This is a genomic window from Pedobacter sp. GR22-6, assembly GCF_037402555.1.
Lineage (GTDB): Bacteria > Bacteroidota > Bacteroidia > Sphingobacteriales > Sphingobacteriaceae > Pedobacter.
The window spans coordinates 114,236-129,845 of the sequence record NZ_JBBEUC010000001.1; the positions used below are offsets into that span (position 1 = coordinate 114,236).

Below are 15,610 nucleotides of genomic sequence, written 5' to 3' on the forward strand. Positions count from 1 at the left end.
TTTTTCTATCACCTCAAAAAAAGCATATTTATTATTCATCTATATGACGCGCAATTTTCCTCACTATACACAAATTGATCATATGGATTGTGGTGCCACCTGTCTTCGTATGATTATAAAGTACTATGGTCGATTGGTTTCCATCCATAAAATCCGTAAACTATGTCAGACAACAAAAAGTGGAGTAAATTTATTGGGTATTTCTGAGGCAGCAGAAAAAATTGGATTTAGAACTTATGGAGTTAGGCTTACTCTAGAAATTCTGAATACTATTGAACTGCCATGTATTCTACATTGGAAACAAAATCATTTTGTCGTATTGTATAAGATTAGTAAAGGTCGATACTATGTCTCTGACCCATCTTCTGGGTTGGTGTCTTATAAATTGGAAGAGTTTTCGGGAAATTGGTTTTCTTCGAAAGATTGTCGTGCTGGACTCTCTTTGTTATTGAGCCCCGGTCCGGATTTCTATTATCCAATCGAAGAAACTGAACCTGGTTTAAGATGGGGAAAGATATTCTCTTATTTTTACAAATATAAGCGGCTTTTCGTCCAGCTGATACTAGGTATGTTATTAGGTACAGTGCTTCAGTTAGTTACGCCTTTTTTGACTCAGTCAGTAGTAGATATTGGCATTAATACAAAAAATATTGGTTTTATTAACCTTATTCTCATTGCTCAGTTGATGCTATTTGTAGGTGGAACGTCAGTATCATTTGTTAGATCTTGGATAATGCTGAATATAAGTACCAGAGTAAATATATCAATTCTAACCGATTTGATCATCAAGATGATGAAGCTACCCATGGAATTTTTTGACCTCAAAACACATGGTGACCTCATGCAACGAATGACAGATCAGCAACGAATAGAGGCTTTTCTCACAAGTAATACGCTAAATACAGCATTCTCCTTAATTAATTTGATTGTTTTCGGTTCCCTATTGGTCATTTATAATTATATTATATTTCTTATATTCTTTGGGTCTACTGTTCTTTATACTATTTGGATTTGGGCCTTTATGAAGTCCCGGAAAAATTTAGATCATAAGCGGTTTCAGATATCTTCAGAGAATCAAACCTATATGGTTGAAATGATTCAAAGTATTAAGGATATTAAGCTCAATAATGCCCAGAAGCAGAAAAGATGGAAATGGGAGGCTCTTCAAACAAGATTATTTAAATTCAAAGTTAAGAGTTTAGCGCTAACACAGTATCAATCTGCAGGTTCTATGGCAATTAACCAAGTTCAGAGTATTTTGATTACTTATGTTTCTGCGAGATCTGTAATAGATAACGAGATAACTTTAGGCGGTATGATCGCGATACAATATATCGTAGGTATGGTGAGTAATCCGGTTGAAACGTTACTGATGTTTATGCAATCCTATCAGGATGCCAAAATCAGCTTAGAGCGTTTGAATGAGATTTATGAAGCTAAGGAGGAAGAAGATGTAAGGAATCAATACACTAATGTATTACCTATAGACAGGACCATTGAGATCAGAAATCTTACGTTTCGCTACTTTGGCGCTGGTAACGAACCTATTTTTAATAAGCTAAATTTAACATTTCCCGAGGGAAGAACAACTGCTATAGTGGGAATGAGTGGTAGTGGTAAGACAACCATGCTGAAACTCTTACTTCGTTTCTACGACTATGAAGATGGCGAGATTCTAGTCGGAGGTAGGAAGCTTGAACAGTATTCCTTCTCTATGTGGAGAGAGAATTGCAGTTCAGTATTGCAGGATACCTATATTTATGCCGATACTATTGAAAAAAACATAGCAATTAACGAAGAGTTTACAGACGAAGTAAAACTTCAAACTGCAATTGAAGTTGCTAATTTGAGAGATTTTATTGATGAGCAGCCCTTCGGACTAGCAACAAAAGTAGGTACAGCAGGGAGGGGTGTCAGTCAGGGACAGCGACAACGCCTTATGATTGCGCGTGCTGTTTATAAAGAGCCTGCCTTCATTCTTCTAGATGAAGCCACAGCGTCATTAGATGCAAATAATGAAAAGATCATTATTGAGAACCTAGCTCGGTTTTTCCAAAATAAAACTGTAATTGTTGTCGCCCATAGACTAAGTACAGTCAAGCATGCAGATAATATAGTCGTATTGGACAAAGGAGTAGTAGTAGAACAGGGTACTCACGATGAATTGACCAAAAACAGAGGTCATTATTTTGAATTGGTTCGAAACCAATTGGAATTAGGTAATTAAAGGCATGGCGAAGATTGATAATATAGAAGAAGAAATACATTCAGAGGAGTTACAAGATGTAATTTCCAAACCGCCGTCATGGTTATTAGAAAGGGGGATATCTATCGTGTTTCTAGTCATCATCATTATAATTGGATTGTCAGTTTTCATACGATATCCCGAAATTGTGCAAGCAAATATGAAACTCACTACAGAAAATGGCCCTAAAGTTATTGTTAGCCGCACTGCAGGATATCTTGTCAAACTATTGGTCAAAGAAGGTTCTTGGGTTAATCCTGGAGATGATCTCGCCTATATTGAAAGTACTGCTGATCATAGACAAGTTTTAGCACTGCTAATGAAATTAAAGACAATTCGTGCTAGAAATAGTATTTTTCTTGACATTGAGGATGTGGTTCCTCCTCAAAGTGTGAATCTGGGAGAAATACAGAGTGATTATGAGAGTTTTTATATTTCATATTTAAATTCTAAAGCTACAGAAAAGGAAGGTGTATATAGTAAAAGGAGGGCTGTTCTGGTAGAAGAGCTTGCAAATACGGATGCTCAAGCCATATATATTAATGAAACGTTTAATTTACAGAAAAAGGAACTTGCCTTAGCTGAGGAAGAGTATGAAAAATATAAAATATTAGCTGATAAAAAGGTGCTAAGTCAGATGGAGCTACAGGTTAAAGAAGCATCCTTACTAGCCAAGCGTCAAACCATTCCACAAATGGAAATTAGTTTAATAGCGAATAGAAGTAGCGTGTTGTTGAAGACAAAAGAACTATCGGAGGTCGAAAATCAAATGCTTGAAGAATCAAAAAAATTCTTGCAAGCGCTGAACAGCTTTATCAGCATTGCGGAAAGCTGGAAAAAAACATACGTTGTATCTAGTGGGTCTAGAGGGAAGCTGATTTATGGGGCATTTCTGCAGGAAGGTCAATTAATACAAAATGGGCAAGAGCTGTTCTATAGTTACGGTTTGGATGAAGAATTTTACGGTGAAATGTTAATACATCAGCAAAGCTCTTCTAAAGTCCATTTAGGCCAGCGAGTATTAATCAAGGTTCAAAGTTATCCATATCAGGAATATGGTTATTTAGATGGTAAAGTTAGTTATATCTCTGACATTGCTTTGCAGGATTCAGTTTTTTATTCAAAGGTGAAAATTATAAGGTGTGCGCAGGATTCAATAATTAAGCTTAAACCAGGTATTCATGCGGAAGCTGAAATTATAACTGAAGACAAGTCTATTTTTTATCGAATATTAAAAAATCTGACGAAATCTTTGAAGCTATAAAGACCGAGTCGTGCTGGGCATTATGAGTATAATCGGTTGAAGTGTACAATATTACACCAAGAAAGAGTTCCTCTCTCAGTTGGCACTCCGTAACTCGTTGAAAAATGGGAGTAAAATTCCCCAAATTGTGTATGATGATCCACAGGGAAATAAAGTGGACATCAAATCCTATGCTGGGAAATATGTTTTAGTAGATTTTTGGGCAAGCTGGTGCGGGCCTTGTAGAAAAGCGATACCAGAGATCAAAGAATTGTATAGTGCATACAAGGATAAGGGTTTTGAAGTGCTGAGCGTATCAGTAGATACCGATAAAGCCGCCTGGAGGAAAGCCATGGAGGAAGAACAAATGCCCTGGACTCAGGTACTCAGCCCCGATAAAAACAAAACCTTGGCAGACTTTATGATTATAGGAATTCCAACCTTGTATCTGATTGACAGAGAGGGAAAGATTGTGGAGAAATACACTGGTTTTAGCCCTAAAACGAAATCACAGTTAGAGGCTATATTTAAAGATAAGATATAATACGCTCCCGGGTTTCGTCTGATTAATTTCGGGCGAAACCTTTTTTTAATACGCTCCCCCGCGCTTGATGAAAAGTTCTTCATCTTTCCTGAACCGCCACACTTGCCTTTCCTGCATACGCTCAATGACCAGGCAATAGGCCTCCGCTTCTTCGGAAATTTCTAACACATTACCCAGGTTCACAAGGATATCTCCTGCAACTAACGTTGAAATGGAAATCGATTTTAAGCATTCGGCTGGTTCTGGCACTGAATTCATAGGATTAGCAGGATGATTTTATAACAGATTTGGTCAAATATAAATCGTCAAAGTTTAAAAAGTGGTGACATATGCAAGATATTTACTAATTTTAAAATTAATGAACGCTACATCAAGAAAAAGAGTTTCCGGAGAAATCCGGGATAAGGAAAGGACTATACTTAAATTAATTCATGCAGTAGGGGAGATCATCAAAACGGAGGGATACACCGCACTTGGCGTCAATCGCATCGCCAAAAAAGCTGAAGTGGATAAAAAGTTAATTTATCGTTATTTCAATAGCGTCAACAACCTCATTGAAACTTATATCAAAACTAAAGATTACTGGATCGGTCTCTCTGCAAATATGGACGAGATTGTGGCTGGGGCACAGATAGAAAAAGGTAAACCCCTCATTAAAGCCGTACTGCGCGCGCATTTCAATTACTTCCTGACCGACCTGGAAATGCAGCGAATCATCATCTGGGAATTGAGTGAAAAGAATAAATTTTTAAAACAGATTTCGGCGAAACGAGAGGAGTTTGGAAATGAAGTGTTTAAACTCATCGAGCCTTATTTCGAAGACACTAAAGTCGACATCCGCGCTACCCTGGCGCTCCAGGTTTCGGGAATCATTTTTATCATTCTTCAGGCCAAGGCCAATGGGAGTCCTTTCTGCGGAATAGATATCAATAACCCCGGAGATTTGAACAGGCTGCTTGATGCATTAGATGGTATAGTGGATTTAGCTTATCAACAGATCGGACAATAAGTTAAAGATTGAGGGTGCCAAATAGGCTGACGACACCCTCTTTCTTATTTTGAGCGTACTAATCAATTCCTTATACTGGTGTTATCCAATCCAGTAGTTCTGCAAAAGCAGGTAGAGTAAAAACTTTCCTAAAAATAAGACGTAAAATATTGCCAAGTGGTGACATATTATTTTTTTAACATATTTTTAGGTTTATCACCTTTTTTATTTGTTAAACCAATAATATAACTTGGCAATGCCCAGTTTTCTGAGTATGTTGTTGGTGAAAGAAAAAACACGTATCGTTTTCATGACTGTTAGTTAGTATGTATTTAACATATTTTAACATTATTTATTGTGTCATGTGGTAATTTATGTTTATGAAGCCTTTCGGAATTTTTGTCGCTGGCCCAGGTACAGTCCCGAGATCACGAAAAGCGTACCGACTACTGTATACACGGTAATGGCTTCGTCCAATAACCACCAGGCATAAAAGAAACCAAACACGGGACATAGGAACAGCCAAAGTGAGGCTTTGATCGTATCGATCTTCAGCAGGTAAAACCAGCAGATCAGTCCAATTACCGAAACCGCCAGACTGAGCCAAAGTGTAGCATAGATGAGCCTGTCGTCAACCTGGACTGCTGCAAAGTCACTCATCACTAAAGTCACAGGTACGAGGAAGATGCCGCCAAGGCTCACTTGCCAGCCATTGATCAGGATGTTGGGCATTTTCCATTTTACCTGCGCATAATACACACTGGCGAAAGAAACCGTGACCATACTCAGCATGAGGATGCAGAGTCCCAGCACCGAACTGCTGCTGCCTTTGATTAGTGGATAACTGGCAATGCCGATGCCGGTCATGCCGATCAGTATGCTCCAAATCTCAGCTGTTGAAGCTTTGCGGCCCATCAGCCAGGAGGAAAGCAAAACAATCAGCAAAGGATTGGTAGAGGTCGATAGGCTGCCAATGCCCGCAGCGGTATACTTCATCGCATAGACGTATAAGCCGAGGTAAGCCGTGGTGTTTAAAAATCCAAAAATGCTCAGCTTTTTCCACTCTTCCCTGCTGGGCCAGCCATATTTCTGTTTGCTCAATCCATAGCCATAGATCAACAGCACAATGCCTGCGATAAAGAAGCGCAGGTTCGCCAATATCAGCGGTGGTGCAGACAGAATGCCAAATTTGGTGGCTACAGAGGCTGAGGCCCATAGCATGGCAAAGACCAGGCCGGCAAGGATCGTTTTCATTGCCCCAAAGGTAAGGCAGAAAGCGTGTGTTTTTGCTACATTTTATCTAAGTTTGCCGCACAACTAAATGATCATGAAGAAACTGATTTTATGTATCGCTTTGTCGGCCTTTGTCGTCATCGGCAGGGCGCAGCAAAAGCAACTGAGCATGCAGGATGCGATGAGCAATGCCCGCACATCACTGGCGCCGGAAAACCTTTCCCAGCTCCAGTTTATCTACGGAACCGAAAACTATGTATATGCCAAGCGCGTGGGAAATGTTCCTGTGTGGTTCAGTGGCAATTTGAAAAGCAAAGAAGAAAGCTCATTTTTATCCCTGGAGCAACTCAACGAAAAGTTGAAAGCCGCTGGTCTGGATGCAGCTAAAATGATGCCCATGGTACAGTTCAACCAGGGCAAGGACTGGATCATATACCTTAACGGAAGCAAATATGCACTGGATCCGGTAAAAAATACCTCGCAACTCCTGATGGATCAGCAACTGGCTGCCAAAGAGAACGTGGAATCCGGCAACGCAGGCTTCACAGCCTACCTGGAAAATTTCAACCTGTTCGTAGCCAAAGGCGCTGATGTTACCCAGGTAACCAGCGATGGCAGCAAAGACATTGTTTACGCCTCTTCGGTACACCGCGATGAGTTTGGCATTTCTAAAGGTACTTTCTGGAGCAATTCGGGTACTCAGCTGGCCTTCTACCGCATGGACCAGAGCATGGTGACGGACTATCCGATCATCGACTGGACCAGCAGACCGGCAAAGAACGTCAACATTAAATATCCGATGGCCGGTGACAAAAGCCACCAGGTGACCATCGGTGTGCTCAATACCGCTACTAAAAAGACGGTATACCTGAAAACCGGAGAACCGGTAGAGCAATACCTGACGAACATCGCCTGGAGCCCTGACGATAAATACATCTATGTAGCCATGCTGAACCGCGAACAAAACCACATGAAACTGAACCAGTTTGATGCGGCCAGCGGCGAGTTTGTGAAGACACTCTTTGAAGAAAAGGACGAGAAATATACAGAACCCCTGGTACCCATGCTGTTTTTAAAGAACGATCCTTCTAAATTCATCTGGCAGAGCAACCGCGACGGCTGGAACCATCTGTACCTGTATGGTGTAAACGGGAAGCTCATCAAACAACTGACCAAAGGTGCCTGGGAAGTCTTGGAAGTAAAGGGTTTTGATGCCAAAGGCGAACAGCTGTTTTACGTGTCGACAGAGGAATCGCCCATCACCAGGAACCTGTATGCACTGAACCCGAAATCGGGCAAAAGCCGCAGGATTACCCAGGGTTTTGCAGTGCACAATGCACAGGTCAGCAGCTCCGGACTTTCGGTGATCGACAATTTTAGTAGTCCTGAACAGCCAAGGCTGATCCAGCTGTTCTCTACCGCTGCACCTGCAGCCGCTAAAGTGCTGCTGAAAGCGGCAAACCCGCTTTCGGCCTATGCCACAGAGAACTCCAGCATATTGAAGATCAAAAGTAAGTCTGGTGACGATTTGTATGCCAGTCTGTATAAACCTGTAGGCTACGAAGCTGGTAAAAAATATCCTGTGGTCGTGTACTGGTATGGCGGTCCGCATGCCCAGCTGATCACCAACAGCTGGAATGCCGGAGCAGGCGATTACTGGTTCAGGTACATGGCGGAGCGTGGTTATGTAGTGCTTACCGTAGATGTAAGGGGTAGCGACAATAGGGGCAAGGCCTTTGAGCAATCGATGTTCAGACGGGCCGGCGAGGTACAAATGGAAGACATGATGAGCGCAGTGGATTATTTGAAAAGTCAGCCTTATGTAGATGCAGAAAATATGGGCCTTTTTGGCTGGAGCTTCGGTGGTTTTGCCACTACAGATTTTATGCTGACGCATCCTGGTGTATTTAAAGCTGCAGTAGCGGGTGGACCGGTGATCAACTGGGCTTTTTACGAAGTGATGTATACCGAGCGTTATATGGACACCCCACAGGAAAATCCTGAAGGCTATGCGGCTACTTACCTGAGCGATAGGGTAGATCAACTGAAAGGAAAGCTATTGCTGATCCATGGTCAGCAAGACCCTGTAGTGGTACAGCAGCATTCTGTAGATTTTGTGAAACATGCCGTCGATAAAGGTGTACAGGTCGATTACATGATCTACCCTGGACATGAGCACAATGTGACCGGCAAGGACCGGGTGCATTTGTACCAGAAGGTGACGGATTACTTTATGCAGAATTTGAAGTAATTGCGTCCATTTATTCTTATTTTTACAGCAAAATCTGATATTTTATTCAAATAATGAGCATTTCCACTAAATACGATCCGGCAGCAACCGAAGACAAATGGTACAGCTACTGGATGTCCAAAAACTTTTTCCACTCTGAACCCGACGAGCGTGAGCCCTATACCATTGTGATCCCCCCACCAAATGTGACCGGGGTGCTGCACATGGGCCACATGCTAAACAACACGATTCAGGATGTGCTGATCCGCAGGGCGCGCATGCAGGGCAAAAATGCCTGCTGGGTACCCGGTACAGACCATGCATCCATTGCGACAGAGGCTAAAGTGGTGGCAATGCTGGCCGAGCGCGGCATCAGCAAAAAAGACCTGAGCAGGGAAGAATTCCTGAAATATGCCTGGGAATGGAAAGAAAAGTACGGAGGCATCATCCTGGAACAGTTGAAAAAACTGGGCGCATCCTGTGATTGGGAGCGTACGCGTTTCACCATGGAAGATGACCTTTCAGATGCCGTGATCGACAGTTTCATCCACCTGTATAAAAAAGGCAGGATCTACCGTGGTGTAAGGATGGTCAACTGGGATCCGGCAGGAAAGACCGCTGTATCAGATGAAGAGGTCATCCGTAAGGAAGTCAACCAGAAATTATACTACATCAAATACACCGTTGCAGGAAGTGGTGACTTCCTGACCATAGCGACTACGCGTCCGGAGACGATCATGGCCGATGCCGCCATCTGCGTAAACCCGAATGATGAGCGTTATACCCACCTGAAAGGTAAAACTGTATTTGTGCCTTTGATCAACAGGGAGATTCCGGTGATCGAAGATGATTACGTAACCATGGACTTCGGTACAGGCTGTTTGAAAGTAACACCTGCGCATGACCTGAACGATTATGAGCTGGGTCAGCGGCACAAACTGCCCATCATCGATATCCTGAATGACGACGGTACTTTGAACGAACTGGCCGTCGTGCTGGTTGGTGAAGACCGTTTTGTTGCCCGCAAGAAGATTGCGGTATTGCTGGATGAAGCCGGACACCTGGAGAAAGTAGAAGATTACAAATCTCAGGTAGGTTTTTCTGAGCGTACCAATGCGGCTATAGAGCCCAAGCTTTCTATGCAATGGTTCTGCAAAATGGACGAGATGGCTAAGCCTGCACTGGAAGATGTACTGAACGGCGACGTGAAACTGATCCCGGAGAAATTTTTGAACACCTACCGCCACTGGATGGAAAATGTGCGCGACTGGAACATCAGCAGGCAACTGTGGTGGGGTCAGCAAATCCCGGCATGGTTCGACGATAAAGGCAATTGGGTAGTTGCCAAAACCAAGGAAGAAGCTTTGGACGAGTTCCTGAAACAAAAAGACATCGACGGCGTATTTACAGCCGAGGAAGCCGCAGGTTTCAAACACCAGTTGGCACCATTCGTCAACCAGGACCCTGATGTGATGGATACCTGGTTCTCTTCATGGTTGTGGCCGATCTCGGTGTTCGATGGATTTAAGGATCCCGATAATAAGGATATCAACTATTACTATCCGACGAATGACCTGGTCACTGCGCCGGAGATCATGTTCTTCTGGGTAGCCAGGATGATCATGGCAGGCCACGAATTCAGGGGCCAAAAGCCTTTTACCAACGTATACCTGACCGGAATTGTAAGGGATAAAATGGGCCGTAAAATGTCTAAATCCCTTGGCAATTCGCCTGACCCGATCGGATTGATCGAGAAATATGGCGCGGATGGTGTACGTGTAGGTATGCTGCTGTGCTCGCCAGCCGGCAACGACCTGATGTTTGACGAAAGCTATTGTGAACAAGGCCGTAATTTCGCCAATAAGATCTGGAATGCCTTCCGTCTGGTAAAAGGATGGGAAGTCAGCGAAGAACTGGAGAATCCAAATCAGCAGGCGATCCTGTGGTTTGAGAACCGCTTTAATGATGCATTGGCTGAGATTGAAGACAACTTCCGGCAGTACCGTTTGTCAGAAGCCCTGATGACTTGTTATAAATTGGTCTGGGACGATTTCTGCGCCTGGTACCTGGAAATGGTGAAGCCTGAATACCAACACCCGGTCGATGCAGAGACTTTGAAAGTGACGCTCGGCTATTTCGAGAAAATATTGACACTGTTGCATCCTTTTATGCCATTCCTGACAGAAGAGTTGTGGCATGATGAATTATTTGGCCATACTGAGGAAATGGATTGCTGTATTGTAGCGGCCTATCCGGTAGTGGCTCCGGCAGATGCCGTTTTACTGAAAGAAGTAGAGGTCATCAAAGGATTGGTTGCTGAGATCAGGAATGTGAGAAATACGAAGCAGATCTCACCGAAAGAAGCTTTGCCCCTGGCCATTAAGGTCAACTCTGGCCTGGACTACGAGAAATGGCTGAACATTGTGTTTAAACTGGCCAATATCAAGGAAGCAGAATTGGTCAATGATAAGATCGCAGGCGCTGCGGCCTTTATGGTTGGCCACGACGAGTTTTTCATCCAATTGAACGAAAGCATCGATGTAGATGCAGAGCGCGCACGTTTAAATGCCGATCTGGTTTACCTGCAGGGCTTCCTGAAATCGGTAGACGCGAAACTCAGCAATGAGCGTTTTGTACAGAATGCCAAGCCGGAGATCATTCAGAACGAAAGAAATAAGAAAGCAGATGCCGAGTCTAAGATCAGCATTATACAAGAAAGCCTTGCAGCTTTAGGAGCATAAGGTTTTTTTATAATTTTATAGCGAGGCCATATCAATCGATATGGCCTTTTTTTAATTTCAATTTATCCATTAACGTCCATTCGGGAGCCCTGTGTCTGCCTCCCACTACCAGTGGTGCCGGTTCTACAAAATCACCGGGAGTAACAATGGTTCCCACAATAGCAGCAGGATTCAAATCCTTATGATTCAGCGGAGTCTTGTATTGATTGGAGACTTTGTGATACTGAATGCCCAGACCTACTACACACAGACACCCGTTCTGCACCTCAAAACTAATTTGCTGTTCAGGAACATGTGTCTGTCCGTCCGCTATCTCCAGGTTGAAATAATTATCTCTCCACTTTTTACTTTCATGCAATGCGTATTGCCCTATCTGTACGCCCATAGCAAATCCAGTGGCTTCTTTAGGTATTTTTATCTGAGCCGGGATTTCAAATGCGGGGATCGTCAGTGTGAGGGTACTGCCCTGGAGGGCAATGGTAGGCTGAACCCATAAGTATGCAGCCAGGGGCGATTTGGTGTTGAACTCAAAACCTTCCAGGTTATGGAAGCTATCTTGCTGGAAGCTGTAAGTTTCTGTATCTTTGTTAAAGCAATGTCCAAGAATGGTTTGATTGGCTTTGTTCAACTGGTTGATCATTGTTCCCTGATAATTTTTGACGAACAATCTGCCTAAGTTGCGCCTGATCGCTGCCGATAATGTGCTGGCATTTCCCATTACGGAAGCTGCCTTTTTTGTTTCTGCAGTTTGCTTGACCACTACTGGTTTCATTTGGATGATGGAACCTTTGCCCCCTGCGGCTTTTTTAATTACGTGATTACCGAGCACTCCGGTAATTTGTTTTCCGTCGAATTTTCCCATTTGTTTTCTATTTGGTTACTATATGTCTTCTAACATCATTAAGGATGAGTTTTGGCTGAATCCACAATCTATCCATTTTGTAATCATATTGAGTCCACCTTTTTTCTAGAAAAACGTGGACTCAAGGTGGACTCAACGTGGACTCACTGTGCAGACAGCCAAAGCGCATCCTTAATAAGACCTTAACTCTGCTAATCTGATTTTTAAGTGATTTGCGAATTAATTAAGACAAAAGTAATTAGAATTTGTAAAAAGTGCAACTGTCATCCAGAAGCTGCGTTTTGATGCTCTTAATTTTGTAGTTTTTATGGGATTTGCAAGTACGATCGAGGTGGCTGCATTAACAAACAGGATGGAAGCTTTTCATACAATTTATAAAATAATTCACAAACGAACTATTGCGGTGTAATTCCTGTAATAGTGATTGAATTTAATTTTTGACAGATTTTTATAGTTGTTTTTGGTGTTCCGAACTGTGTTTTTTGAAATAAAGTTTGGTTTTCCTTTTCTGTCTTAACTGATTCATTGTCGTATTATTTCCTACTGATGTTTGGTTGCTTTGCTGGAAAAACGGTAGATTGGAAGATAATCCGCAAATAGCAAAGAAAGCTGCTTTATTCCAAGCATTAGCTAATAAATTAACGGATGGTGGAAATTTGATATTTGGAGCATGTAGCGTTGGAGCGGGGCAAGCTGGAATTGATTTTGGTTCCAATATGAATAAGTTAGTAGGAGGAAGAATTAATCTATTTTTTGCAAAGCAGACAGTGCAACCGCGTTACTATGCTGATCCATCTAGTGGTCAGCGAGGCCCTTGGTTCTCAAGAATGTTCACCGAAAAGTTTTTGCACATTTTGCCAAATGGTAGTCAAATTCAGGATCGAACTATAACATTGAATGCTGTAGTTGGAAGTCCACCAGTTACGCTGAACAAGGTTAAATAAATGAAAGTTATTTAATAAAGATCAGAGAAATATAAAGATGTTTTCACTGATCTTTATTAATTCAGATGTAAAATTAACAGTTATGATAAAACTAGTGTTTTTGGGACTTTTTCTTTTTTTTGGAATTCTTCAAAAAGGAATTTGTCAGATAAATACGATGTTTACTTTTGATGTTTCAGATCCAATCTTTATTGATAGTAATGTTTTTCTGTCGGATTTTAAAAGTAAAAGCGGATTAGGAGGTGTTTACCTAAAACTTAAGAATGTAGTTACTAGCGATAGATATAGCTATGATCACGATGTTGAAGATTTAGGTAAATCTGAATATATTTATGAATTTTATGTTTCTAAGAGTGGAAAAATTATACCACAGTTATATTCGGAAGGCGGCAGCTATGATAAAAAAATCACCTATTTTATAAAACGATATTTTAACAAATATACCTGGAAGGTATCTGATCTATCAAATAGTTCTCGCCTACTGCGTTCGGGCAGATTCACTTTAAAGATATGCATCTTGCCGCATGAGAATGCAGTAAATACCGTTCAGTTCCTCAAAATGGTAATCACTACCTAGCGTGCCATAATTTACACCGATTTTCTTAAAATAATTGCTCATCAACTCGTACTTTTGTGTGCATTCCGATCCGATGTCGAACTTATCGTTTTGTGAATTGCTACGGAGGCAGCTAAAGCAAATCTCTAAATAATCAAATACCTGTTCATTCTTGTCCAAAAAGATTAAAGCGTTTCGAGGTTCATAGCAGCTCATTGTCTCGATGATGTGACTACGTTTCTTATATTTATAGTCGATATTATAAAGCAGTGCTGTGAGATGGTCTATTTGATCCATTGTCAACTTCTTCTTTTCAATGAGGGTTGTTGTATCTAAAATTCCTTTTTTTATTTGTAGGCCTCTTTTATTATATTCGTTCTGAAGGTTTGTAGTATCTGTCTTTTGTCCTGCATTACTTTTAAAAGAAACAGCGAACACTTGTAATGCCTTAGAAAAAGGATACTTTACCAGTCTCTGGCTAGGGCTATAAGTGTTGTATAGCATACAATCGCTGTCGGTATCAGTACGAACCGTTTTCGACTTGTTGGGGATTGCATCTTTTGCTTTTGGGTTCCTCGTCTGGCCAAGAAGATTAATATTGCAAAGTAGGGTCAATACCAATATAACGCAAGCTTTATTCATACAGCAATATCGGCAATTGTGTTTAATTAATACTTTTTTATAATCATTCCTTAATCGGTTCCTATGTAAACAAAATTCATACTTTGTTCGCCATTCGGCCCATTTGAATAAGTAAGGTCATATGCAGGGGCAAGGTTCCATTCTCCACTTTGATTCATCAAAAAACTGAAACATTATACTCAAAATAGATGATGCCATTTCGGATGGCTAAACGGCCGATTGAGTAGATTTTATCTCCAAAATCCAAACCAACGCTAAATTGTGTAATGGGCACTGTCATTTTCTATTTCCTCTTTTACGGGAACCGTTATTGTCTTCAAGTACTTCATCTATCGATTTAAAGCTCGGCTTTGAGGGTTTTAGTATGGTGATGATTTCTTCAAGTCCGCCGGTGACCATTAAAAGTTTCAAGAAAGAGCTGAGGGAGATCACTCCTTTTTGTTCGAATTTCCTTAAAGTAGCCAATGGAACGCCTGAACGTTCAGAAAGGCCCTCCTGGGTCAACTCCATGGATAGTCTCCTATCCCGAACGCTCTCTGCAATTTTCTTTTGTGCTTTTGGTGTCGATATAAGTGATATCATGATAGTATTTAAATGTATTTTTTTATAATTACTAACATTATGGTATTACAAATATACTAAAACAAGTATAAAAGGTCTTTCTACAAATAGGCTGATTAGACAGGCTTGCTGAATACTAAAATAGACACATCAACAAATACTAAATTAAATACAACATTATTTGCGAAGTTTGTCACATCAATAATTACTAAAACTATCACAACTTTATTTACTAATTATAGAACGAAGTAGAAATGGCACGGCATTAACTATGTGACCGATGCATACCATTCTTTATCAATTGAACGGTATAGGGTTACGCCGGAGCTAATTGAGCGGGCGAGCTCCGGGAATTGGAATACAGAGCAGAATGAAGAAGATCGAAAGCAAAAAGACGCTATGGCTGCGCGAGGATATTTCCAAGCTTTTCAGGTTGTCACAACATGTACCCTTAGGTGTAGATGCAATGCGCGATTGTATGCCGGTATTGTTTGAACTGCTGGAATCGGAAACAGAACCATCGGTACGTGCGGTCATGGGACATTTCATCTTTGTGTTTATACATCCTTATATGGACGGCAACGGTCGAATCGGGAGATTTTTAATGAATACAATGCTGGCTTCTGGAGGATATCCTTGGACGGTTGTTCCTGTTGAAAAACGAGAGGCATATATGGAAGCGCTAGAGCAGGCAAGCACAGAACATGACATCAACCGGTTCTCACAATTCATTGCGCATCTGGTAAGCGAGGCGATGCAAGGAAAACCAATGGCAAAGCTACCTGAATAGCTGTATGGATCCGGAACAGCATGCCATGGCC

Annotated in this window: 13 protein-coding genes; 9 read left to right on the forward strand and 4 right to left on the reverse strand. The window is 41.6% G+C overall.

All coding sequences use genetic code 11. From position 1 onward, the window contains the following. Positions 1 to 43 precede the first annotated feature (43 nt). The 3 genes from WAE59_RS00455 (at position 44) to WAE59_RS00465 (ending at position 4,032) form a co-directional block, all read left to right on the forward strand. Positions 44 to 2,227, forward strand: coding sequence for a peptidase domain-containing ABC transporter (locus tag WAE59_RS00455; RefSeq protein WP_337853950.1), 2,184 nt, complete (start codon positions 44 to 46; stop codon positions 2,225 to 2,227). A gap of 4 nt (positions 2,228 to 2,231) precedes the next feature. Further along, positions 2,232 to 3,509: an HlyD family efflux transporter periplasmic adaptor subunit gene (locus tag WAE59_RS00460; RefSeq protein ID WP_337853951.1), complete on the forward strand. Its 1,278-nt coding sequence runs from the start codon at positions 2,232 to 2,234 to the stop codon at positions 3,507 to 3,509. A gap of 97 nt (positions 3,510 to 3,606) precedes the next feature. Next, positions 3,607 to 4,032 (forward strand): TlpA family protein disulfide reductase, encoded by a 426-nt coding sequence (locus WAE59_RS00465; protein ID WP_337855349.1) that lies wholly within the window; start codon positions 3,607 to 3,609, stop codon positions 4,030 to 4,032. Between the two features lie 45 nt (positions 4,033 to 4,077). Here the strand turns inward: WAE59_RS00465 and WAE59_RS00470 are convergent, their stop codons facing one another. After that, the gene (locus WAE59_RS00470; RefSeq protein WP_337853952.1) at positions 4,078 to 4,290 is read right to left on the reverse strand and encodes a hypothetical protein; all 213 of its coding nucleotides are present in this window, start codon (positions 4,288 to 4,290) and stop codon (positions 4,078 to 4,080) included. A gap of 100 nt (positions 4,291 to 4,390) precedes the next feature. On the opposite strand from WAE59_RS00470, the gene WAE59_RS00475 reads away from it, so the two are divergent. Beyond that, positions 4,391 to 5,041 (forward strand): TetR/AcrR family transcriptional regulator, encoded by a 651-nt coding sequence (locus WAE59_RS00475; protein ID WP_337853953.1) that lies wholly within the window; start codon positions 4,391 to 4,393, stop codon positions 5,039 to 5,041. A gap of 357 nt (positions 5,042 to 5,398) precedes the next feature. Here the strand turns inward: WAE59_RS00475 and WAE59_RS00480 are convergent, their stop codons facing one another. Further along, positions 5,399 to 6,274 (reverse strand): DMT family transporter, encoded by an 876-nt coding sequence (locus tag WAE59_RS00480; protein WP_337853954.1) that lies wholly within the window; start codon positions 6,272 to 6,274, stop codon positions 5,399 to 5,401. Positions 6,275 to 6,347: 73 nt separating this feature from the next. On the opposite strand from WAE59_RS00480, the gene WAE59_RS00485 reads away from it, so the two are divergent. Together WAE59_RS00485 and WAE59_RS00490 are read left to right on the forward strand one after the other, a co-directional pair. Next, a complete protein-coding gene (locus WAE59_RS00485) occupies positions 6,348 to 8,504 on the forward strand; it encodes a S9 family peptidase (protein WP_337853955.1) in 2,157 nt (718 codons plus the stop codon). 53 nt (positions 8,505 to 8,557) lie between these two features. Beyond that, positions 8,558 to 11,224, forward strand: a complete 2,667-nt coding sequence (locus WAE59_RS00490) for a valine--tRNA ligase (protein WP_337853956.1) — start codon at positions 8,558 to 8,560, stop codon at positions 11,222 to 11,224. A gap of 31 nt (positions 11,225 to 11,255) precedes the next feature. Here the strand turns inward: WAE59_RS00490 and WAE59_RS00495 are convergent, their stop codons facing one another. Then, complete coding sequence (locus WAE59_RS00495) at positions 11,256 to 12,086, reverse strand: hypothetical protein (RefSeq protein WP_337853957.1); 831 nt, start codon at positions 12,084 to 12,086, stop codon at positions 11,256 to 11,258. 578 nt (positions 12,087 to 12,664) lie between these two features. On the opposite strand from WAE59_RS00495, the gene WAE59_RS00500 reads away from it, so the two are divergent. Further along, the gene (locus WAE59_RS00500; RefSeq protein WP_337853958.1) at positions 12,665 to 13,030 is read left to right on the forward strand and encodes a hypothetical protein; all 366 of its coding nucleotides are present in this window, start codon (positions 12,665 to 12,667) and stop codon (positions 13,028 to 13,030) included. An 82-nt stretch (positions 13,031 to 13,112) separates the two neighbouring features. Continuing rightward, a complete protein-coding gene (locus tag WAE59_RS00505; protein ID WP_337853959.1) occupies positions 13,113 to 13,607 on the forward strand; it encodes a hypothetical protein in 495 nt (164 codons plus the stop codon). Positions 13,608 to 14,504: 897 nt separating this feature from the next. Here WAE59_RS00505 and WAE59_RS00510 read toward each other — a convergent pair. Next, entirely contained in the window at positions 14,505 to 14,810 is a 306-nt protein-coding gene (locus WAE59_RS00510; RefSeq protein ID WP_337853960.1) for a helix-turn-helix transcriptional regulator, read from the reverse strand. A 349-nt stretch (positions 14,811 to 15,159) separates the two neighbouring features. Here WAE59_RS00510 and WAE59_RS00515 point away from each other — a divergent pair, with 349 nt between their 5' ends. After that, positions 15,160 to 15,579, forward strand: coding sequence for a Fic family protein (locus WAE59_RS00515; protein WP_337853961.1), 420 nt, complete (start codon positions 15,160 to 15,162; stop codon positions 15,577 to 15,579). The last annotated feature ends 31 nt before the right edge of the window (positions 15,580 to 15,610 follow it).